The sequence below is a fragment of the Blautia hominis genome, from assembly GCA_002270465.1.
GTDB classification, from domain to species: domain Bacteria; phylum Bacillota; class Clostridia; order Lachnospirales; family Lachnospiraceae; genus Blautia; species Blautia hominis.
This window is the reverse complement of record NQOF01000002.1, coordinates 800,156-822,967: the sequence shown is the minus strand read 5'-3', so window position 1 is coordinate 822,967 and position 22,812 is coordinate 800,156. Positions and strand designations below refer to the sequence as shown.

At 46.8% G+C, this 22,812-nt stretch carries 22 protein-coding genes; 7 read left to right on the top strand and 15 right to left on the bottom strand.

Annotation, left to right across the window (positions count from 1 at the left end):
* Together CI595_RS09765 and CI595_RS09760 are read right to left on the bottom strand one after the other, a co-directional pair.
* A complete protein-coding gene (locus tag CI595_RS09765) occupies positions 1 to 561 on the bottom strand; it encodes a chromate transporter (RefSeq protein ID WP_095173047.1) in 561 nt (186 codons plus the stop codon).
* Positions 554 to 1,123, bottom strand: a complete 570-nt coding sequence (locus CI595_RS09760) for a chromate transporter (protein ID WP_095173046.1) — start codon at positions 1,121 to 1,123, stop codon at positions 554 to 556. Before CI595_RS09760 ends, CI595_RS09765 begins: the two co-directional genes overlap by 8 nt.
* A 111-nt stretch (positions 1,124 to 1,234) precedes the next feature.
* Here CI595_RS09760 and CI595_RS09755 point away from each other — a divergent pair, with 111 nt between their 5' ends.
* The 4 genes from CI595_RS09755 to CI595_RS09740 are packed head-to-tail and all read left to right on the top strand — an operon-like array spanning position 1,235 to position 4,099.
* Positions 1,235 to 2,149, top strand: coding sequence for a LysR family transcriptional regulator (locus tag CI595_RS09755; protein WP_242987118.1), 915 nt, complete (start codon positions 1,235 to 1,237; stop codon positions 2,147 to 2,149).
* Positions 2,150 to 2,209: 60 nt separating this feature from the next.
* Entirely contained in the window at positions 2,210 to 2,587 is a 378-nt protein-coding gene (locus CI595_RS09750; RefSeq protein WP_095173045.1) for a GntR family transcriptional regulator, read from the top strand.
* 1 nt (position 2,588) lies between these two features.
* Positions 2,589 to 3,452: an ABC transporter ATP-binding protein gene (locus CI595_RS09745; RefSeq protein WP_095173044.1), complete on the top strand. Its 864-nt coding sequence runs from the start codon at positions 2,589 to 2,591 to the stop codon at positions 3,450 to 3,452.
* On the top strand, positions 3,449 to 4,099 hold the full coding sequence (locus CI595_RS09740) for an ABC-2 transporter permease (RefSeq protein ID WP_095173043.1): 651 nt from the start codon (positions 3,449 to 3,451) through the stop codon (positions 4,097 to 4,099). Before CI595_RS09745 ends, CI595_RS09740 begins: the two co-directional genes overlap by 4 nt.
* A 52-nt stretch (positions 4,100 to 4,151) precedes the next feature.
* Here the strand turns inward: CI595_RS09740 and CI595_RS09735 are convergent, their stop codons facing one another.
* Positions 4,152 to 6,599, bottom strand: coding sequence for an ATP-binding cassette domain-containing protein (locus CI595_RS09735; protein ID WP_095173042.1), 2,448 nt, complete (start codon positions 6,597 to 6,599; stop codon positions 4,152 to 4,154).
* A gap of 131 nt (positions 6,600 to 6,730) precedes the next feature.
* Between CI595_RS09735 and CI595_RS09730 the strand changes: the two genes are divergently transcribed.
* Positions 6,731 to 8,044: an MATE family efflux transporter gene (locus tag CI595_RS09730; RefSeq protein WP_095173041.1), complete on the top strand. Its 1,314-nt coding sequence runs from the start codon at positions 6,731 to 6,733 to the stop codon at positions 8,042 to 8,044.
* Between the two features lie 9 nt (positions 8,045 to 8,053).
* Positions 8,054 to 9,034, top strand: coding sequence for a phosphotransferase family protein (locus CI595_RS09725; protein WP_095173040.1), 981 nt, complete (start codon positions 8,054 to 8,056; stop codon positions 9,032 to 9,034).
* Here CI595_RS09725 and abc-f read toward each other — a convergent pair.
* The 5 genes from abc-f to CI595_RS09695 all read right to left on the bottom strand — a co-directional run bounded on the left by abc-f (position 9,024) and on the right by CI595_RS09695 (position 14,383).
* Entirely contained in the window at positions 9,024 to 10,547 is a 1,524-nt protein-coding gene (abc-f, locus tag CI595_RS09720) for a ribosomal protection-like ABC-F family protein (protein ID WP_095173039.1), read from the bottom strand. The two genes, CI595_RS09725 and abc-f, sit on opposite strands and share 11 nt — an antisense overlap.
* A 343-nt stretch (positions 10,548 to 10,890) precedes the next feature.
* A complete protein-coding gene (locus tag CI595_RS09710) occupies positions 10,891 to 11,856 on the bottom strand; it encodes a D-alanyl-D-alanine carboxypeptidase family protein (protein WP_243135134.1) in 966 nt (321 codons plus the stop codon).
* A gap of 121 nt (positions 11,857 to 11,977) precedes the next feature.
* Positions 11,978 to 13,141, bottom strand: coding sequence for a sensor histidine kinase (locus tag CI595_RS09705; RefSeq protein ID WP_095173037.1), 1,164 nt, complete (start codon positions 13,139 to 13,141; stop codon positions 11,978 to 11,980).
* Entirely contained in the window at positions 13,119 to 13,814 is a 696-nt protein-coding gene (gene vanR / locus CI595_RS09700) for a VanR-ABDEGLN family response regulator transcription factor (protein WP_095173036.1), read from the bottom strand. The genes CI595_RS09705 and vanR overlap by 23 nt, the downstream gene beginning before the upstream one ends.
* A 77-nt stretch (positions 13,815 to 13,891) precedes the next feature.
* Entirely contained in the window at positions 13,892 to 14,383 is a 492-nt protein-coding gene (locus CI595_RS09695; RefSeq protein ID WP_095173035.1) for a sporulation initiation factor Spo0A C-terminal domain-containing protein, read from the bottom strand.
* Positions 14,384 to 14,515: 132 nt separating this feature from the next.
* On the opposite strand from CI595_RS09695, the gene CI595_RS09690 reads away from it, so the two are divergent.
* Positions 14,516 to 15,262, top strand: a complete 747-nt coding sequence (locus CI595_RS09690; RefSeq protein ID WP_095173034.1) for a helix-turn-helix domain-containing protein — start codon at positions 14,516 to 14,518, stop codon at positions 15,260 to 15,262.
* A 23-nt stretch (positions 15,263 to 15,285) separates the two neighbouring features.
* Here the strand turns inward: CI595_RS09690 and CI595_RS09685 are convergent, their stop codons facing one another.
* The 7 genes from CI595_RS09685 to CI595_RS09655 form a co-directional block, all read right to left on the bottom strand.
* Complete coding sequence (locus tag CI595_RS09685) at positions 15,286 to 15,906, bottom strand: hypothetical protein (protein WP_147737708.1); 621 nt, start codon at positions 15,904 to 15,906, stop codon at positions 15,286 to 15,288.
* Entirely contained in the window at positions 15,869 to 17,122 is a 1,254-nt protein-coding gene (locus tag CI595_RS09680; protein ID WP_095173032.1) for an ABC transporter permease, read from the bottom strand. The genes CI595_RS09685 and CI595_RS09680 overlap by 38 nt, the downstream gene beginning before the upstream one ends.
* A complete protein-coding gene (locus CI595_RS09675; protein WP_095173031.1) occupies positions 17,122 to 18,000 on the bottom strand; it encodes an ABC transporter ATP-binding protein in 879 nt (292 codons plus the stop codon). The genes CI595_RS09680 and CI595_RS09675 overlap by 1 nt, the downstream gene beginning before the upstream one ends.
* Positions 18,001 to 18,064: 64 nt before the next feature.
* Complete coding sequence (locus tag CI595_RS09670; protein WP_095173030.1) at positions 18,065 to 19,282, bottom strand: HAMP domain-containing sensor histidine kinase; 1,218 nt, start codon at positions 19,280 to 19,282, stop codon at positions 18,065 to 18,067.
* A complete protein-coding gene (locus CI595_RS09665; RefSeq protein WP_095173029.1) occupies positions 19,270 to 19,944 on the bottom strand; it encodes a response regulator transcription factor in 675 nt (224 codons plus the stop codon). The genes CI595_RS09670 and CI595_RS09665 overlap by 13 nt, the downstream gene beginning before the upstream one ends.
* 317 nt (positions 19,945 to 20,261) lie before the next feature.
* Complete coding sequence (locus CI595_RS09660; protein ID WP_095173028.1) at positions 20,262 to 21,155, bottom strand: aldose 1-epimerase family protein; 894 nt, start codon at positions 21,153 to 21,155, stop codon at positions 20,262 to 20,264.
* A 68-nt stretch (positions 21,156 to 21,223) separates the two neighbouring features.
* A complete protein-coding gene (locus CI595_RS09655) occupies positions 21,224 to 22,567 on the bottom strand; it encodes a sn-glycerol-1-phosphate dehydrogenase (RefSeq protein WP_095173027.1) in 1,344 nt (447 codons plus the stop codon).
* Between the last annotated feature and the right edge of the window lie 245 nt (positions 22,568 to 22,812).

The window sequence follows — 22,812 nt, the reverse complement described above, 5'->3', positions numbered from 1 at the left end:
TTATATCATACTAATGCAAAGTCCTACAATCCCTGTGCCGATCATTACTGCGATAGGATTTATCTTCCATTTTCTCAATACGAACAGAGAACACAAAAAAATTGCCGCTGCTGTCCAGTCTGCGGTTCTGATCTCGGATATCACAGAGGTACCTGTAAAAGACAAAAGAAGGATCGTCACGGCAGCAGATATGATCAGGCCAAGAGAGGCTGCCTTCAGGCCGCTCAGCAGTTCCATGATATACTCTGACTTCTGAAAGCGTTGAAACAGCTTGTACAATAAAGCAGAAATACAGATGCCGGATATGACGCATCCGAATGTTGCCAGTACCGCTCCCGGTATCCCTGCAATCTGTATGCCGATAAAAGTGGAAGTATTCACAGCCAGAGGCCCGGGTGTCATCTGTGATATGGTGATAATATCCGTAAAGGTCTTCTGGGAAACCCATGAAAACCGCTCCACCACCTGTTCCTGGATCATAGGGATGATGGCATACCCTCCCCCGATACTGAACAGCCCTATCTGGAAAAAGGTCACTGCAAGCCGGATAAGCTTACCCATATATCTCACCTCTCTTTCTAAACCACACACGTCCGGCACAAAGGCCGCAGCACACCAAAAGAATCATGGCAATGTTGGTATCCGTCAGAAAACTTATGGCAAACACTGCAGCCGTCATGGTACTCAGAAAAAGGGAGCGCTCCCCCAGTACGGCACGGGTCATATCCACCACAAAATCCACGATCAGAGCCGCAACACCTGCCTGCATCCCTTTGAGCACAGCAGCTATCACGGTATTGGCGGCCACCGCGGCATACCATTTTGAAACAATTGCCAGAATGACCAGAGGCGGGATGACGGAACAGATGCCGCTGATAACAAGCCCGGCCATTCCCGCTGCCCGGTATCCTGCCAGGGATGCCATATTGACAGCGATGGCCCCTGGGGTAGACTGGGCAATGGCTGCCATGCGGATCAGTTCTTCCTCATCAAAGAGCTTTCTTTTCTGTACAAAATATTTCCGTATCATAGGTACCACCACATAGCCGCCGCCAAATGTAAATGCACTGATAAACAAATTGATATACGCCAGCCAAAGGCAAAGCTTTATTTTTTCTCTCATATCCATATCCTCCCTGAAAGAATAGTATAACGCTTGTATATCAATCTGTAAAACGATATAATATTGTAATAGTCATTAATTTTATTCATGATAGATTAGGAGGAAACTACTATGATGACCCTGCGCCATCTCTATATATTCAAGGCGGTAACAGAGACAAAAAATTTCACAAAGGCTGCCCAGAGGTTATACATCACCCAGTCCGCGGTCTCCCATGCGGTAAGGGAACTGGAGGAATATGCCGGGACTCCGCTGTTTGACAGACTTTCCAAACGGGTCCAGCTCACCAGAAGCGGGGAACTTCTCTTGGATGAGATCCTGCCCGTGCTGGCTGCCTGTGAATCCCTTGACGGCCGCATAAAAAATCTGGAAGAACAGGCCCCTATCCATCTGGTATCCAGTATCACCATAGCGATCCACTGGCTTCCCAAAATACTGGCGGATTTCAAAAGGCAGTGGCCCAAAGTGACAGTTCAGGTGGAGGTAGTAAGCGCCGCCAATGCACTGGAGACGCTGCGAAAGGGAAAAGCTGATTTCGCCCTGTTGGAGGGTTCCGTTCCTCAGGGGCCCTTTTCCCATGCCTCCTTTGACAGATATTCTCTGCAGATGGTGTGCTCCCCCCAATATCCCTGCGCTTGCACATCTATGGATATGGAATCTTTCTGTTCGGAAAATCTGCTGCTGCGTGAAACGGGAAGTGCCATCCGCGATGTACTGGACAGCACGCTTCTTTTGTCAGGCCACAGCATACGCCCGCTGTGGGTCAGTGTCAATTCCCCAGCCCTGATCGAAGCGGCAAAAGCAGGGCTGGGAATAGCCGTTCTTCCCCACATTCTGGTCAAAAATGATTTGGAGAAGGGTTCCCTTATCTCCCTGGATGTGAAAGGCCTTTCCCTGGAAAATGAACTTTTTGCTGTGTGGCATAAGGATAAATATCTGCCTGCGCCGCAAAAAGCCCTGCTGTCCTGTATCATACCCACTGATACGCACGAAGCTCTGGGGGAAGTTTCCCTTGACAGTTTGTAACCACGTGTCTATAATGTACTTATACAGTAAGTACACCATAAAACAGAAAGGACAGGATACATGGAAATCATTATCAGCAGCAACACAAGCAAACCCATCTATGAACAGATCACATCACAGATAAAGGCCCTGATAATGAGCGGTGAATTAAAGACCGGTGATCCGATTCCATCCATGCGGGCCCTGGCAAAATCTCTGCATGTGAGTGTCATTACGGTTCAGAAAGCTTATGAGGATTTACAGAGGGACGGTTTTATAGAGACAACCATAGGCCGCGGAAGTTTTGTGGCAGCGCAGAACAAAGATTTTTATCAGGAAGAGCAGCAGCGCCAGGCTGAGGAACACCTGCAGGCAGCTGCTGATATCGGACGCACAAGCGGGATCCCGCTCAGTAAGCTGATTGAGCTTTTATCTATTTTTTATCAGGAGGAAGAATAATATGGAACCTATTTTACAGGTGGAGAATCTCACGAAGCAGTATCCCGGGTTTACTCTGGATCATATTTCTTTCTCGGTTCCCAGGGGTACCATTGTGGGGTTGATCGGGGAAAACGGCGCAGGCAAAAGTACTACACTGAAAGCAATACTGGATTTGATCCGCAAAGATGACGGGACAGTCTGTCTTTTCGGCCAGGAACTGACAGAAGACAGAAAAGACATAAAAGAGGATATCGGGGTGGTATTTGACGGGATTCATTTTCACGAAACCCTTACACCCAAAAAAGTGGAAAAGATCTCCGGGGCAGCCTATAAGCAGTGGGATCCCCAAGTGTACCAATCCTATCTGAGGCAGTTTGCACTTCCTGCGGATAAAGAGATCAAAACCTTTTCAAAAGGTATGAAAATGAAGCTCAGCATTGCCGTGGCACTCTCACATGACCCCAAACTGCTCATACTGGATGAAGCCACAAGCGGACTTGACCCGGTTATGCGTGATGACATTTTAGATGTATTTATGGATTTTGTCCAGGACGAGAGCCATTCCATACTGATGTCTTCCCATATCACCACAGACCTGGAAAAAATAGCGGATTATATTACGTTTATACATAAGGGAAAGATCATTTTTGACAAAAGCAAAGACGAACTGATTTATAATTACGGTATTATCCGCTGCAATTCTTCCCAGTTTGAAAAGCTGGACAAAGAAGATATCCTGGCCTGCCGAAAGAGAGATTACCAGTGGGATGTCCTGGTAGCCAACAAGGAGAAAGCAGCGCGCAAATACAAAGATTATGTTATAGACCATGCAGCCATTGACGATATACTACTGTTATATGTGAAGGGGGATGTCTTATCATGAAAAGTTTGATCATTAAAGATGTATACAATATTTTACATAATATGAAATCCCTGTTTTTGATGCTTTTTGTTTTTCTCTTTCTCATACTCCCCAAAGGCGGTGCGGCGGCTTACGCCATCACCTGCTGTATCCTATGCGCCATGATGATCGTCACCACCTTCAGCTTTGATGAGAATGCAAAATGGGAAAAATATGCCATGGTCATGCCGGTTTCCAGAAAAGACCTTGTCTTAAGCAAGTTTGTCGTTCTTCTTTTTTTCTGCCTCTTCGGCATGGTATTCGGCGGGATCCTGGGAATCGCAGGCAGCACGATCATGGGAAAATTCCATATCTTCTCCCTGACAGAATGGCTGGAGCTTTTATGCGTCTGCCTTGCAGGGATGGTTATCTCCTTCTTTTTAGGCAGTATGGTCATTCCTCTGCTTTTTCGATTCGGAGCCGAAAAAGCACGCGCTCTTATGCTGGCCGCCTTTTTGCTTCCTGTACTCCTGTGTTCCGGTCTGTATTTTTTGCTGAGAAGTCTGGGTGTGATACTGACAGATACCGTTATTCTTACCCTCATCTGCGCTTCCCCCCTTGTGCTGATCCTATGGACCGCAGTTATGTACCGGATAAGCCTACGCATTTTCAAAAACACTGAATTCTGATTTCTCTATCCCCCTGAAACGACAGCGGCCTGCCGGTTTCAGGGGGATATTTTTACAGGTATTCCGCAGTAATGCCGATGCCGGATGCTTTCATCTTTTCCGGTGTCCCCTCAAATATGACAACGCCCCCCTTATCCCCTCCCTCGGGGCCAAGGTCGATGACCCAGTCACTGTTTCTGATCACCTGCTGGTTATGTTCAACCACAACCACGGTATTTCCCGCATCAGCCAGCCGGTCAAGCAGTGCCAGAAAATGCTCAATATCCTTTGGATGCAGGCCTGTGGTGGGTTCATCCATGAGATACAGACACTTTTTTTGACCGCGGTTCCCGATCAATTCCTTTGCAAGCTTCAGCCGTTGTCCTTCACCGCCGGATAAGGTGGTCAGAGACTGGCCAAGCTGCAGATAGCCAAGTCCCACATCCTGTAACAGAGCCAAGATCCCCGTGATCTTTTTATGGCCTTCAAAGACTTCGCAGGCCTCCTCCACGGACAGATCCAGAATATCCTTGATAGAATACCCCCTGTATGTCACAGCCAGCACTTTTCTGCTAAAACGGTTTCCGTTGCAGACCGGGCATATGACTTCTGTATCAGCAAAAAACAGCATATTATTCTCCACATACCCAAGCCCTTCACAGTTTTCACATCTGCCGCCGGATGTGTTGAAAGAAAAATATTTCGCCGAAAAGCCGGCGCTTTTTGCCTCCTCCGTCCTGGCAAATACTGTCCGGATCTCCGTATAGACTTCTGAAAATGTAGCCACGTTGGACCGTTTCATCCTGGCAGCTGCTGACTGGTCTATCTCTGCAATCTGCTCAAATCTGTCAAGTCCCGAAACCCGGTTATGCGTCCCATCCGGGTTTCCCTTTGCCAGCACCTCAAAAATAAGCGTTGATTTTCCGGAACCCGAAGGTCCGGTGACCGAGACAATACAGCCTGTAGGGATATCCACGGATACATGCTTTAAATTATAGGTATCTGCATTTTCAATGTGTATTGCCCCATCAGGAAGTCTGTATTTCGTCCTGCCCGGCTGAGGCGCCAGAAGGTATCTTCCTGTCACAGAGGTGCTCTGCCGCATAAGGTCGGCCATGGTTCCTGCTGCGATCACCTCACCGCCATATTTTCCCGCACCCGGACCCATATCAATGACGTAGTCCGCGCCTGACATGACATCCACATCATGTTCAATGACAAGGACTGTATTTCCCATGTCACGGAGTCTTTCCAGGATATCCATCAGCCCTTTTGTATCTTTTGGGTGAAGTCCTGCTGTGGGCTCATCCAGAATATATATGATCCCGGAGAGTTCAGAATCCAGGGCCGCTGCCAGACGCAGCCGCTGCATCTCCCCTCCGGACAGAGTGATGATCTGGCGGTCCAGGGAGAGATATCCAAGTCCCGTCTTTATAAAACGGCTAAGTTTTGTCTCTATGTCCGTCAGATAATCCTCCACCAACTCTCTTTCCTGATTTGTAAGGGAATCCCCCAGCTCCTGTATCCATGTGTATAATTTTTCAAGGGAAAACCGGGATATCTCCGGGAGACGGATCCCATGCACGGTTACCTTCCGGCTCAGTTCCCCCAGACGCTCCCCTTTACATTCGGGACATTCCACCACATCAAAATAATCTCCAAGCTGCTTTGTATCCCCGTTTTTCTCTGCAAGACGCCTCCATAATATGGGGTATACGCCTTCAAATCTGCCCAGAGAAACACTTTTTGGCGGTTCACGATCAGGGAAAAACGCTTTTACCGCACTGCTGTCTGCCCCTTCATAGAAAATCACTTTCTGTTCTCTGCTAAACTGCTGTACCGGCAAAGTGATGTCCTGTTTTAGTCCATAGTGGGCAAATGCTTTTTGTAGTACGGATGACTGGTATTTTCCATATTGTTTTTCAAAGTAACGAACAGCCCCATCCTCCGGGGACAACGTTTCATCCACTACCTGCTCTTTTTTTATGGTATGTACTCTGCCAAGCCCTTCACAGGCGGGACATGCGCCTTCCCTGGTATTAAAAGAAAAATAGGTGCGTGTGATCTTATCCATTCTCCTGCCGCACCAGCTGCAGTACATATAGACATAAAAATCGTTTCCTATTTTCTCTGTTTCCTCCTTACAGTCAGCGGATGAGATCACCTGGCCGCAGTGGGGGCAGGTTCTCACACCCAGCTTTTCATATATCATCCGCAGGTCTGTGTAAACATCCGTCATGGTTCCCACTGTGGAGCGGGGATTGCGGTTCATGGCGGTTTGAAGGATCACTATGGCGGGGGATGCCCCCTGTATCCTCCTCACCTTCGGTTTACGGATCCCTTGTAAAGCCATGGCTTCCAGGTACTGCCTTTGGCACTCATGAAACAGAACGTCAATCAACAGTGTGGACTTCCCGGAACCCGATAACCCGGTGAAGACCACCAGTTTATTTTTCGGTATTTCCAGGGAAATATTTTTCAGACATCCCTCATAAGCGTCTGTGATTTTAATATAGTTCATATATGCTCCTTTCAAACAGTAGAAGGCACGCGCTGCGCAAACTTCTACTGTCATGAATAAAAATATAGATATTTTAATTGTTTTTTTGTATACTGATACCATAAGGAAACCATTCAAAGGCGGTGATAACATTGACAGAAAACCGTTTGGGAAAACAGCCTCTGAAGAGTCTGCTGCTCACCATGTGTACCCAGACCACATTTTCACTGATATTATACAGTATGTACGGCCTGACCGACGCCTTCTATGTATCCCGGGGTGTAGGGGGATACGCCAGCGCAGCCGTTGGGGTCTTCTCCCCTGTCACTGTCCTGATCGGGGGGATCACCACCACGGTCGGCACAGGGACCGGCTCTGTCCTTTCAAGAAAACTGGGAGCAAAAGAACAGGAAAAAGCTGCGGATGCCGTTGGCTGCATGTTCTTTCTCTGGATCGTCTGTGCCGGGCTGATCACCTTTGTGGGTTTAAGCCTGTTTGAGCCGCTTATAAGACTTTTGGGGGCTGCCGGGCAGATACTCCCCTACATACGGGATTACGGCAAGATTTTGCTGGCGGGAACTCTGATCAGCACCGGATTCTCCGGCGTCATGCGGGCAAATGGAGATATCTCCTACTCCACCCTGCAGTGGTCCCTTCCCGTCTTGCTGAATATGGTGCTGGACCCTATCTTTATCTATGTTTTCCACATGGGGATTTCCGGAGCTGCCCTGGCAACCCTGGTTTCCCAGATGGTTTCCATGCTTACCAGCCTGTATTACTTTTTCATCAGGAAAAAGACACCGTGCCGTATTACCATACGCCATATCCGTTTTCACAGAGCCCTTGCAGGGGAGATCATCTCAGTGGGCCTGCCTTCCTTTTTAAATAATCTGGGCAGCAGCCTGATCATCACGGTATTTAACCACATGCTGAGTGCAGCAGGCGGCGCTATGGCACTTGGAGCCTACGCTATTTTAAGCCGTATCACTTCTGTCCTCTTCACTCCGTTTACTGGCATCATGCAGGGGATACAGCCTATCATCGGCTACAATTACGGGGACAGAAACTATAAAAGAGTACGGGACACCGTCCGCTGTGCTTTTCTGGCAGACTTTGTCTATGGCCTTGCCATCACACTTTTTTCCCTTGCCGGGGCAGGCCTGGTCTTCCGTCTTTTTACCAGCCGGGAAGAGATCCGTATGATCGGAGTGCAGGCCCTAAGGATCCTAAGTCTTTCCTTCTGCGTAAAAGGCTTTGTCCAGACTGCTGCAGCATATTTCCAGTCCACCGGAAATGCACGGACGGCATTTCTGCTCTCCGTTGGAAGCATTTGTTTTATCCAGCTTCCCCTCCTGCTGGCTGCAGGCCTTCTGGGAAATATAACCTTTCTCTTTACTGCCTGTGTCGTAAGTGACCTTGTGGCCGCTGCCTGGGCAGTTAGGATATACCAAAAAAATAAATTGTGAGGTAATAATATGATAAGTATGACGAAAAACACACAGTCCCGGGAAACCCTGCTGCAAATGGCACAGAAAGCCTTTCCCGGTGAGTCCTGCACCAACATCCGGGAACTGACCGAAGGCTATTTCAATGTGGCATACCTTCTGCTTTTTGACAGCGGCCGGGAAAGTGTCCTGAAAATTGCCCCTCCAAAAGATGCCCGCATTATGTCTTATGAAAAAAATATTATGTATAGCGAGGTAACCGCCATGAGGCTTGCTGCCCAAAAGACGGATGTGCCTGTGGCAGAGATCCTCTTTTTTGATGACAGTCTTACCCTGTGCAGTTCCCCCTACTTCTTCATGGAAAAGCTGGAGGGAAACAGCCTGTCCTCATTGGGAGACTCAGTACCGGACGCTGTTAAAAAGAAGATCCGTAGAGATACCGGAATGCTGAACCGGAAAATAAACAACATCACCGGAGAAACCTTTGGCTATATCGGCCAGCCTCTTATGCAGGACAAGAACTGGTATACCGTATTTGGCCGCATGATGGACATGGCATTCTCGGATGCAGAAGCCATGTCCGTAGATTTAAAGATCTCTGTGCCTCTGTTAAAGCGCTATCTTGAAAACAGCAGGACCGTGTTTGAACAGGTTACGGTTCCCTGCCTGGTGCACTGGGACTTATGGGACGGCAATATATTCGTAAAAAACAGCAGTATCACCGGCCTGATCGACTGGGAACGCAGCCTGTGGGCAGACCCTTTGATGGAAGTGGGGTTCCGCACCTACGGACAGGACCCTGATTTCCTCTCCGGTTACGGCAGGGAAACTTTATCTTCCCAGGAATATCTTCGGGCGCTCTGGTATGATATCTATCTGATGGTACTGGTTGCCCAGGAGTACACCTACAGACAATATGATACCACTCAAATGTATGACTGGTCCACCGGAATACTTACTGATAAATTTGCAGAATTAAGTCAGTATTATACCCGGACCTCTAAATCGTAATGACCCGGGTGGCACAGCGGCTCCCAAAGTCCTTATCATGCTCCACCAGCAGCATGGTGGGCGCGTACTCCAGGATCAGATCCTCGATCTGCATTCTGGAGAATATATCAATATAGTTCATTGGCTCGTCCCAGATGTAGAGGTGGGCGGGTTTCAGAAGGCTGGATGCTATGAGAACTTTCTTTTTCTGGCCTTCTGAATACTCTTCCATATTCTTTTCAAACTGTGTCCTTTCAAAATCCAGCTTACGAAGCACAGCCAAGAACAGGCTGCCGTCTATGGATTCCCGCTCCATATACGCATCAAGGCTCCCCCTTAAGAAAGAGGTATCCTGGTTAATATAGGAGATTTCCAGTCCTGACGCCAGTTCATGCTGTCCCCGGATGCACAGGTTCTCCACACCCGGAACGCTGATTCCGGCATCCTGCAGAATCATTTTCAGGACACTGGATTTTCCGCATCCGTTTTTTCCCTGCAGCAAGATCCGCTCTCCGCGTTTCAGTTCCATGCTGAAATGTTCCATTACCCGGGTGCTGCCATAAGAGACAGTTACCTCCTTTGCCCTGACATAGGTCTCCTTATGGTGGGTAAGGGGCGTAAGTCTGAGCTGTGCCGGCTGTTCCAGATTTTTTAAAAGCTGTTCCTTATCCCGGATCGCTGTCTGCTGCCTGCGTTCCAGGTTTTTTCTCCTCTGCTGCATACGTCTGGCTTTTTCTCCGATATAAGCCCTTGTGTCAAGAAACCTGTCATGCTCCACCAAAGGATTGAAGCCGATTTTCGAGCGCTCCGCCTTCTCTGCCCAGGCAGAGGCTTTTCTGGCAGATTCCTCCATCTTCTTGATCTCCTGTTTCAGTTTCTCATTTTCAGAGATCTCATACCGGTCCCGTTTCTGCTTATTCTCCCACCAGGAACTGAAATTTCCTTTTTCCACCTCAATCTGGTTCCTCTCCAGTGCCAGCACATGGTCAATACAGGAATCCAACAGCCACCTGTCATGGGATACCAGGATAAATCCCTTTTTCTTTTTCAGATAATCACACAAAAGCTCCCTTGTCTCCAGATCCAGGTGATTGGTGGGTTCATCAATGAGCAGGAAATAACTTTCCCTGGAAAAGAGCACAGCCAGCATGACCTTCGTGCGCTCCCCGTGGCTCAGGGTTTCATACGGGCGGTAGAGGATATCAGCCTCCACACGCAGCAGTTCCAGTTCCCGGCAGATCTTCCACAGCTCATAATCAGGCTGTATGCCTTCTATCACCTCTATGGTGTCATGTCCCATCTCCTCCTCCCTGATCTGAAAAGGAAAATAATCAAATAAGACCGAACTGCTGATACTGCCCCTGTAGGCATACTGTCCCATCAGCAGTCTGAGCAGTGTGGTCTTTCCTTTGCCGTTCCGCCCCATAAGCCCTAATTTCCAATTGGTATCCAAGATAAAGGAAGCCTCACAAAATACATCATCATAACTTCCGTCATAGCTGAAGGTCAATCCTGATACGCTTATTTTTGCCATAATAAAATCACTCTCCCAGCGGGCGCTGAGACATAATGTCTAAGTCTCTGCCGCCATTAAAAAATCGCCTGTTACCAGACGATTTTTATATCCGCGCAAAAATAAAGCCGCTCAGCACAGAAAAAAAGAGGGCTCCTGCGAATATAACCTATCTTCTGATAACATGACAAACATTCGATACGAAATCGTACCGTTCTTCCAGTTTCCACATGTTTTCAAAAAATAGATTATTTTCTCATCGGAGCACCTCTCTTTAAATTCTGAAAACAGCATATCACAGCCGGATACAAATTTCAAGCCTTTTGTAACTTTCATGCTGAATCGCCTTTATGTATAAAAGCGTTCAGCTTTTACCAATCTGGTCATATACCTTCACTGCATCCTGCACATGATACTGCTTTGTCTCGTGATTTCCATTGGCATGGGCAGTTACGAGAATATACTCTTTCCCGTCTATCACCGCCAGACTGGCGAGACAGAGTCCGGCTTCTTTGGTATACCCTGTTTTTCCTCCCAGTATCTCGCCGCCGTTCACCTGGGCGCTGCTCATCTCCTGGAACATGGTGCTGACAAATGTAAATCCCTCGGGATGACAGGCTGATGGACTTGTACTATGTCTGCTGCTGGTAAACACCTGACGGAACGTCTCATTTTCCAGCGCATACTGCAGCAATGTGGAGATATCCCTCACGGTAGAATAATGGTTCTCATCCTGAAGTCCTGTGGAATTGGTAAAATGGGTACCATCCATGCCAAGTTCCCCCGCTTTTTCATTCATCATGTCCACAAAAGCCTCCTCCGAACCGGCAATGCGGCCCGCAAGTGTTAGACAGCATTCCGCGCCGGAGGGAAGCAGAACCCCATAAAGCAGATCCATACCTACAGCTTCCTCACCCGGACAAAAGCCGGCCAAAGAGGCCCCTTCCGCGTAAAGCCCCGGAAAAATCCCATCTGGAACCGTTATACTTTCCTGCAGATCCGGAATGTTCTCAACAGCCAAAACTGCTGTCATGATCTTTGTAAGAGATGCAGGATACACCTTTTCATCCGCACCTTTGTCCGCTAGGATTTCCCCTGCCTCCAGGTCCATAAGGACAGCATTTCGGCTGTTCAGCCCGTTCAGGTTTTCCACATCTTTTTGTTCTGTCCGGGAAACAGTCTCCCCTTTGCCCTGACCTAAAACAAAAAACGCGGTAAAACTTATTAAGATCACAGACAGCATAGCTGCCGCTAACATTCTCCTCCTTCTTCTCTGCCTTCTTCTCTGCCTTCCGGTCATCTTCCTGACTGTTGTCCTTCTCTTATCCATCTGTCCGCACATCCTCTCTGAATATATAAAGAACTCCCCTGTTCTTAAAGACATTATATCTTTTCGGGGAGTTCTTTCCTTTAATATTCAGTTGATATTTTCCTAAGAAAATCCTAAGATATTATGTGTTTCCGCGTTTTGGAAGTGATACATAGAATACAGTCAGCTCCTCTTTACTCTCTGCCCTGAGTGTTCCCCCGTGCTGCTCTACAATCTCTTTTGCAATTGCCAGGCCCAGTCCAGCGCCTCCTGTATTACTGCCCCGGGCCTCATCCAGCCTGAAAAATTTCTCAAAAATAGATTTCAGCTTCTGGGCCGGAATGGTTTTCCCTTTGTTCCCTATGGAAATCTCTACACTTTCATCGGTCTCTTTGGCGCTGATCTCAATTACGGTATCCGGATAACTGTATGCCACTGCATTTTTCAGGATATTATTAAATACTCTTGCCAGTTTTTCCGGATCCCCATACAGTTTAAGATCCTCATCCGCGTGCAGACTTGCCGTGTTCCCATGAGCCGAGAGGATCGGATAGAATTCATCCATCATCTGTAACAGCATATAATACAAGTCAATGGTCTCCTTCTCAAGCGGTATCTCCTGGAGATTATAGCGGGTGATCTCAAAAAACTCATTTAGAAGACTTTCCAGCCGGCACGCCTTGTCAAAGGCAATCCCTACATACTTTTCCTTCTGTTCTTCCGGCATATCCGGCGCCTCATTCAAAAGGCTCAGATACCCCATCACAGAGGTAAGCGGTGTCTTCAGGTCATGGGCCAGATAGGTCAAAAGGTCACTTTTACGTCTGGACTCTTCTTTTAAAATCTGTTCATGACGCTCCATAACGGTTTTTACCCGCTCCATCTCTGTTCCAATCTCTCCGTACGGCGGTGAAAATATCACTTCTGCTTTTGCATTTTCTGTATCCATATACGTGTGGATCAGCTTCCCCGCTTCATTCGCTGCAGCCTTCACTTTTTTTCTTGTATAAAAATGAACGACAGAATAAATGACCGCGGCCATAAACAAAACTATGGCACAGAAACACTTCAGCAGAAAGTCTTTCAGCACAGACCAGGATATATCCTGGTTGACATATGACATGCCGGAATCTGTATTCTCCAGAGTTGTGGTAACTAAAAATTTTCTGGCAAACCAATCCAGAAACAATCCGTTTCCCAGCGTATCCACCAGATAAAAGATGACGTAACATACTATAAGAATAACATAAAAACTAATGATCACTTTTAAGAGAAATAGCAGTCTATCCTTCAATTTTATAACCATACCCCCAGACTGTTTTAATATACCTTGGACTTTCAAAAGAATCATTCATCTTTTCCCTCAGGTGGCGGATGTGCACGGTTATGGTATTATTACTTTTGCTGAAATACTCATCTTTCCAAATCTCGTGAAACAGTTCCTCTGCACTCACCACTTTTCCCTTTTCCCTGCACAGTATCTGCAGAATGGAAAATTCTGTCGGTGTCAGGGAAAGAGGTTTTTCATCCAGCGTACATTCATGTGTCCTGATATTCAGCACAAGGCCGGAATGTTCCAGAATATCTTCATTGGCTTCATAACCCGAATTATATCTCTTATATCTGCGGAGCTGGGCTTTCACTCTTGCCACCAGCTCCAGGGGCCGAAAGGGTTTTGTGATATAATCGTCCGCCCCCAGGCTCAGCCCCGTGATCTTGTCCAGTTCCTCCCCTTTTGCCGTCAGCATGATTACGGGAAACGTGTACTTTTCTCTGATCCTTCTGCATATCTCCAGGCCGCTCATACCGGGAAGCATAATATCCAGTACAGCCAGATCTATCTTTTCCCTGTCAAAACAGGCCAGAGCCTCCTCGGCTGTATAATATTTAAAAACCTGATACGTTTCATTTTCCAGGTACAATGCAACCAGGTCGGCAATCTCCTTCTCGTCGTCTACTACCAGTATCTTTTCTGCCATGACATATTCCTCCTTCTGCATCTATCATACCAGGAAATCACTAAGAATTTGTTAACATTATCCTAAGTTTTTGCATTTCAGTGCATAAGTATCCGTCCATCCCTGAAATACGCGGCAATGGAAGTGATAAACTGCCCGTTGCTTGGACGTTTTTGTATGTAATAATTCGCAATTTCACGATACAGTTCCTGATTGCCCCGCTCCCACATCACTTCTATGGCATGGCGGATATTCCGTTCCACACTGGCGGGAGCTGTATTGCACTGAGAGGCCACCTGGGGGTAAAGACACTTCATCATGCCATTCAGGCTGCTGTTCCCCTCTACCTCCAGTGCAATTGCTTTTCTCAGATACAGATGCCCTTTCAGATTGGGAGTGATGCCCAGCCTGTTCAACAGGATACCTGTGCGCGCTCCCACATCCATTTCTATGAGTTCCTGACAATAACCGGTCATATCACCTGTATGTCTGTCCCTCTTTTCCAATATTTCTGCCTGCAGCAGATATTGCAGCGCCATCTCCAGTATCTTCCCCTCTGCCAGCAGTTCTTGAAAATTTTCACGATTCATGGTATATTTCCTCCCAAATAGAATATTTCTCAGTGGTTCTGTAAAACACGAATGTTTCTATTATAAGAAACCGGCCTGTACTTGTCAACGCAGCTCACTGCCATAATATTCCATATTTGGAAGGAATGGAACATGGATAATAAAAAATTAAAGGAAATCATGAAGGCGCAGGGCTATACGATCGAAATGCTGTCTCTTATCAGTAATATCCCTGTCGGAACACTTTCTAAAATCATAAGCGGAATCACATCGAATCCCGGATATGAAACTATGTCTGCCATAGCCAAAGCGCTTAATTGTTCTTTGGACGAATTTTCAGGGCGTCCTGTCTTGATTCCCTATTGCTATGAGGAATACCTCCGCCGCTTCAAGCTGCTGCCCACCTGCCAGAAAGAATATATCAAGTATGTGATCGACCTGGAATATGACCGCATGATCCATCTGCAGAACGATAAGAAAATAACCCTGAGGTGTTATGAATTCACCAACATTGTGGACGGCTGGGCCGAGCTTGACAGCGCCAAAACACACAATGTAACGGTAGATAAAAACTTTCTGACAGACTCCTGTACCTTTCTCGTCTGGCTCCGCACAGATTTACTGGAGCCAAAATTTTTCAAAAATTCCGTCCTGGGCTTTCAACGCAATGAGGGACAGCGGCCAAAAAACGGTGAAATATGGTTGGTACTCCATAATGGTCTGCTGTTTATCGGAAGGTTTTATAAAAGCCATGAGAGATTCATCCTGAAATCCTTAAACGGGACCATTGACGACATTCCGGCTACCGACTATTCTCAGTACCGCCGTTTAGGACTTTATGTCGGGTGTGTGGATGTTCCTGAACTTACTAAAGAAAAGACCGCTTTGGGGCAGGATTAACCTGCCATAAGCGGCCTCTTTTCCTATTTCTTTCTGTTTCTTATCCATAGGCCTGCTGCAGTCAGCACAATACCTGCTGTACCAAGCCATATCTTATTCTCCATCTTTCCCTCCATGAGAGAAAATAAATAAAATTTTCCCATGTACTTTTCCCCTGAACCATAACAGCAGATATAATAAAATACGGGTATCATATAAGCGATTGCCAGATTATCCGTTATACCGTAAGCCAGGATCCCAAGTCCTCCAAGGAAAACGCAGCTTGCCATGGCGCAAAAAAAGTAAGTTCCAAAGGGAAAGGTGCACTCCCCAAGCCTCATCCGAAATAAGACCAGCAGATTCAGTAGTGTCAGTATGAGATATGCCTGCAGCAAACGTAAAAGCTGCACATTTCTTACCGGATATTCTTTGCTTGCCAGCAAATCCCTGATATCTTTGTTCTGCTCCGGCATAAAAAGCGGCGTCAGCAGCACAATGCCCAGCAGTGAAAAATACATATCCAATACCTGTCCGGCCTGAGACCGGTTCAGCGCTTCCATGCCCACGATCACCGGAGCGAAAAGGCAGAACAGCACACCTGCTGTGAAATGCCCGGCATAATGATTTTTAAAGTGTTCTTTTTCTATGGATAAAATTCTTTCCACGGCCTCCCAGCACTCCTTTCCGCTTCATGTGATAGATCACCATAGTACCTGCCATAAGCGCTAAGGCAAGCCCGGCATACAGCAGCCTGTTTTTGACCATCTGACCGTACACGGACAGCCATACGTCTGTGGACTGGTCATTATTAAACCGGGGGATCAGGTTCCAGCCCACCGAGCCAACCAGCTTTGTTCCTCCGGCGCTGATGCTTACGATCCAGATCACTACCTGTACTAAAATAGCAGCCGGCCCTCCCACGGATTCGGACAGGAAGAATCCCAACGCCAGAACAAACGCCGCCTCCGGTAAAATCCATCCCAGAATGTACTTTCCATAGGCCAGCAGATCCACTGACACGCCCAACTGGTGCCCGTAATACATACACTGAAGCGTAGGCATAACTGACAGCAATAACAGTGGAACTATGATCAGGAATACAGCGGCAAAATATCGCGCTGCTATAATGGTCACAGAGGAAGCTTTTCTGGCATAAATCACTTCCCGGGCCATAGAGCGTTTGTCCCTGAGTGTTCTGGTGACCGCCAGAAATACAGGAAGGAGGCCCAGGATAATGCCTATATAGTCACAGAATATCCTGGCTTTTCCTCTGGATATGCGGTCCGTATACAGACTGGCATCATAGATCTTTTTTGCATCCTCGTAAGTGGCATAGGTCATGGCATTATTTTTAATCTTGTCAACAGCATAGCTGGTCCCTCCGCCGATGATCTTATCCGCTTTTTTCATGTACCGTAAAAACTTATCGTAGGACAGATCCTCTGCCGGGGCAAGGATTGGCGGATTGACACCTGTCATCTGGATGACTGCCCCATTTTCTATGGGTGTTTTCCCATCTGACTCCCGGATCGCTTCTGTATATCCATCCTCCATACCTGTACAGGCCGTTAAGATCTGATGGATCTCTTCCTGCTTCTCTTCTGTCAGGACCACATTTTTATAAAATCCCACCGGATATGCAGTATAGCTGTTCCCCTCATATCCTCTGGCAAGCATTGCCAGGGTTGCTCCCATGATCTCCTGCTTATCAGAGCTGGCTTTCAGCCCATAGCTCTGTTCCTGCCCCTTTAAAGGCTCCGAATATGGGGTAAAGCTCCCCACCTGGCTTACATAGAAGAAAATAAGCGCAGCCAGAAACAAATAATAGATCAGACTTTTCAGCATCTGCCCGCATTCCTTGGCAAACAGTTTAAAAAACATTATTTTCCCCTCCTCTCCTCCTGCATCAGATACATGTAAGCATCCTCCACATTTGCCTCACATACCTGCGCATCGGCGAAAGGTTTTTCATCTGCGATCAGACGGACACAGGCATGATTCCCCTGCATCATCATACTGGTGACCGTATAACTATCCCTGATGCTTTCCAGTTCCATCCTCGATACCTGGGCACTGTAGATCCTGCCGCTGGCCTCCTCCAAAAGTTCTGTCACAGTCCCCTGAAAAAGCACACAGCCCTTGTTCAGAACAGCAATGTCTTCGCAGGTCGCCTCAACATCCCCCACGATATGTGTGGACAGTATGACAACCCTGTCCTTTGCCGTCTCACTGAGCAGGTTACGAAAACGCACCCTCTCTTCCGGGTCAAGGCCCGCGGTCGGTTCATCCACGATCAGCACTTTGGGTTCGTGCAGCAATGCCTGTGCAATGCCAAGCCTTCTGCGCATTCCGCCTGACATGGCACGCACCTTGGTTTTTGCATCATCTGAGAGATTTACCTGTTCAAGCAGTGAGGGGATCCTCTCTTTTCTCTCCTGCCTGGAAAGGTCTGACAATACGCCCAGGTAATCCATGGCCTCATATACAGACATATTTCCGTACATGGAAAAGTCCTGCGGAAGATAACCGATGATCTTTCGGATTTCCCTGTCCTTGGCAATATCAATACCGCATACGCGTATGTCCCCTTCTGTTTTCTGAAGCAAAGTGGCAATGATTTTCATAAGCGTTGTCTTGCCGGCACCGTTTGGACCCAAAAGACCGAACATTCCCTGACGGATGGTGAGATCCACATTTTTCAGGGCCTGCTTTTTCCCGTAGCTTTTACTCAGATTTTTGATTTCTATCTTCGTATCCATTTTTGTCTTACTTCCTTTCTCCTTATCTGATTCTTATCTTAACAGGGAAATCTCTATACTTTCCCTACAGACAGGAAAATACTGCACAGACAATTGCACCTCCGCAGATACTGTTGGCAAGTTCCAGCTCTCCCCCGTGTTTTTTACAGAGCAGGGCACTTATGGACAATCCTATACCAAAATGGCTGTTGTCCCCCTTCTTTTCCCTGTAATATGGAGAGACTGCTTTCACCAGCTCCTCTTTTGAAAACCCTCTCCCGTCATCTTTTACATACAGACGGATAGGACCCTCCTCACGCCCGGCTTCCAGAAGTACTTCAATCCTCTTATCTGCATAACGGAGGGCATTTGACAGAAGGTTTTCAGCCACTTCCAGAACAAAAAAATCATCTGCCAGCAGTTCCGTCTCCGGATTTCCCTTCATCCTCACTACAATTTCAGTACCGCTTGTCTCCTTAAGAGGCGCTGCTGTCTCACATATTTTTTCACAGAGGCAGGAAAGTCGGATACGTTTCCTCTTTGGCGTCCGTTCTTCCATACTGTGGATCTCTTTCATGGTCCCTCCAAAGTTTTCCAGCCTTCCCAGTTGTTCCTGCATGGTATGGAGGATCTCTATAACCTTTTCTTTTTGCAGCCGGTCATCCGGATAAAAGCGAAGCAGCAAGTCCACATACCCCTGCATAACGGTAAGCGGCGTGCGCAGATCATGTGCAAACGCCGCGTTCAGTGTCCTCTGGTCTTCTGCCTGTTTCCAGAGGTTCTCCTGATACGAAATGAGCTGCAGACGCATGTCATCCAGGCATCTGCAGAGCTGGCCCATTTCATCCGGACTGTCATATCTGCAGGAATACCCCATGTCATTTTTAGAAATATGCTGTGCTGCATCTGTCATAATATCAATGGGCTTTTTCAGCTTATTCCTGTAATACAGCCTGGACACAAAGGCAATTGCCAGCACAGAATACAGCAGTACGCACCCATACTGCAGAAGATTAATGCCTTCCAGCAACAGGATATCCAGCTTGGTCAGCTCTTTTTCCGGTATTGAATACTCAAAGGTAAAGGCAGTATTCTTCTCCTTATCCAGTACCATTTGCGATGTCTTGTGCCCATACGGCTTCTCAATGATCCGTTTCCATCCATTGCAGGTCTGTATCGTCATGGCAGAGGCCAGACAGATTGCCAGTACCGCCACGAAAATATAAAGGCGCAGAGATTTCCTGAGATTCAGATTTCTGATCTTCTTTCCCAGATCCTCCAGGTATTCTTCTATCCAATCCATTGATATCCCACTCCCCAAACAGTTTCTATATAGTCATGGTTTGTATATTTTTTCAGTTTCAACCGGATCCTTCTGATATGCTCCATAATAATACTGCTGTCCCCATCCCCGTCATACCCGCGGACAGCTTCATAAATGCGTTCTTTGCTGAACACCTGTTTTTTATGCATGGATAAAAACTCTATAAGGTCAAATTCCATTTTGGTGAACGGTATCTGTTCCTTTTCATAAAACACTTTCCGCTGTGAGTAATTGATGACCAGCTTTCCCTGAAACCTAAGCTGTTCTCTGGATGCCATTCGTCTCTCCCGCCGCAGATGTGCCATAATTCTGGCGTCCAGCTCATCCATACTGAACGGTTTCATAATATAATCATCACCGCCAACCATCAATCCATTCACTCTGTCCCGCTCTTCCACCCTTGCAGTGAGAAAGAGGATGGGACAGCTCACATAATCCCTGATCCTTCTGCAGACCTCATATCCGTCCATATCAGGCATATTGATGTCGAGGAGGATCATATCAGGCTGTATCTTCATTTTTTCCAACGCTTCCTCCCCGTCAGCCGCTGTATAAATTTCATATCCCTGCAGCTCAAAATAATCTTTCAGCATACAGCGTATATCCTTCTCGTCATCCACGATCAAAATTTTTTCCGCCATTCTTCCTCCCATCCGGCTCTGCGCGAATACTACTTTTCCTGCCAAGAGCATTCCTATCCATTTTACGATCAGGATGTAACTGTTCAGTCCCCTCACAGTTACAGGCAAAAATCCATGCAAAATCGCCTTTGGCGATGGGATTTTTGCTTGGCCGTGGTACACTTTCTTACGGTCAGTGCAGGGAATGCGCAGACCTACTGAATCCTTACATCAGGATAACAAATAATTCTCTACAAAATCTCTACAAAAAAGCTGCCGAACATTTCTGCCCTGCAGCTTTTTAATCTTCTTTTTATAAGTTCCAAAGTCCCGTCCGCTTATCTGTGAAAAGTAAGGCAATAACCCTTATGAAAAGTATCTCCTTTTTTCAGAGAAATAATATCCGGTTTTTCAGAAATATCTCCTGTGAAACCATAGTCATCACAGCGCCCCATCCATGGTTCCAGACAGATATAAGGTCCTCCCGGCATTGTCCAGATGCCGAAATTGGTAAACCCTTCGCACTCCATGGTCACATAAGGTCTTCCGTCGGGGTATCCGATTCCCACCCATTCAACCTGCGTATCATCAAAGATCAGGGCATCCCTGTCAAACATATGATCTGTAATGGGGCATCTGTAATATCCGTCCGCCTCTTCCAGATGCAGCGTGTATTCTTTGGAAGCATCTGCCGTACCGCTGTCCCCATACACCAGTTTGTATTTGAGCGCCGGCCCCTCTTTAAACAAAAGGTAATAATCGGTCTGTTTACTGCCCTGCAGAATGGGAACGTTGAAACCGGGATGTCCACCGATGGTGAAATACATGGTATCTCCACTGTTGTTCACCACATTCCATTCCACGGTAAGCTTCCTATCCTCCAGACGGTGTGTGATATGAAATTCAAAATCAAAGGGAAAATAGCTTCTGGTGTCCTCATCCGAAACCAGTTTATGGGTAAGGGCCGAATCTGTCCTGCTGATACAGGCAAACTCCCTGTCTCTGGCAAATCCATGCTGGCTGGTATGGAATTCCCGTCCCTGCAGACGGTATGTATCGTTGTGATGCTTTCCTACATTTGGAAAGAGAACAGGCGCGTGGCGGTTCCAATAAGGTGGTTTTGCCTGCCATAACTCTTCTCTCTCATTTTCCTTATCATACACACTGACTAATTCAGCACCGTGGTCCTCTATGGATACTCTCAGAAATTCGTTCTCCAAAATCTGTCTCATGACTCTAAGCTCCTTTTTTTATCATTGCTTCCAGTTTATCACAAACAGGAGGGGCAGTGCAATGTGATTTATGCCTTATATATTTCTTTGATCAGGTCATTACTGAATCCTTCCTGAAGCTCCAGGTCAAATAAAAGCTGCAGAAGCCCAAAACGGTTTCTCAAATCTTTCGCATAATATATGCTCCGTTTGAAAACATCTTTTGTCACCTTGATCTGCTCCGGATAATATGGCGCGTCCATTGACTTCAGAATGTCAATGATGGTCTCCGCCTTTGGCAGCTCATCGATCAGCGCCTGAATCTTATCCAAGTGCTGCAGATAAGCCGCTCTTCTTCTTGTTACTTCCTCATTTTTATTTTTTCCGATGGACTGCTCCAATTTCAGGACACCAGGCGCTGCCGGTCCGTAGGCTGTCTCAATCTCTTCGCTCCAGGTATTGTAGTCAAAATGCGGTGCGCTGCCTGGCACTGCATCTTTGCCAAGCTCCCGCAGTTTTTCATACATCTTGATAGCAGCCACAGTTCCGATTCCCACCTTTGTGCCGTGAAGGGGATCCGGCTGCCGGTCAAGCAGAAACATCATTTCCCAGTAATGAGACATGTGATGCTCACTTCCTGATGCAGGCCTGGAATTGCCGATATAGCTCATGACAATACCGCTGAGCACAAGACCTTCCATAATGGCTGCCACTGCCTCTTTCTCCCTTTTTGCTGCCCTCTCTGCATGATCTACTACCTTCTGGATAGATTCCCTCACCATTGCAGCCATCTCCGGACAGTAATATTCCCCATTAATAATATGAGCAAGCTGCCAGTCTGTCAGGCAGACATATTTCCCCAGAATATCCCCTGCGCCAGCAGCGATCATGGACAGCGGTGCCTGAGCCAGAATATCCAGATCTCCGATTATCACTTTTGCTGTATGGGCTTCATATGTAGTTTTCAGATGCTTGATTATAAGCGGTGAAACATTGGAGGCATAGCCGTCCATTGACGGTGCTGTACCCACAATATAATAATCCAGATTCATCTTAAAACTGATAAAACGGCATAAATCGTTGATAGTACCAGATCCCACGCCGATGATCAGATCACAGTCCCTGTCAATCTCTGTAAGAAAATATGTGACTGCCTCCTCATCCGGCACAAGCTCCTTATCCTGAAAAACAATTGTCTGATATGGAATTGCGGTCTTATCCAGCACTGCACATACTTTTTCCCCGGCCACCTCTTGTGTATTGATATCACTGACCACACAGAATTTTTTATAGTCATGCTTTCCCAAAATTTCAGGAAGACGCTCAATGGCATTCTCCTCAATGATAATATCCTCAATGCTGCACACATGCGTCTTTCCACAGGAACAGTGATATGGTTTCTCCAAATATTTTTTCCAGTTTGTCTTTTCCATTGTTTTGCTCCGGAGTGCGGCGAAACATTACTTTCATCTAGTACAGCATTGCGTAAATAACAACAAGCTGTGCGCCACACTCTGATCCTTTCTGTCAGATTCTATTTTGGGTATTGGTACTGAATTTTCACCCACCCTATGTTTTTACTATAGCAGAATCTTAAAGAATGTCAAACTACCATTCAAATTATTAACTGATAGTATTATTAATAATTTGAATTATAAATTCTTTTACCAAACTGCAG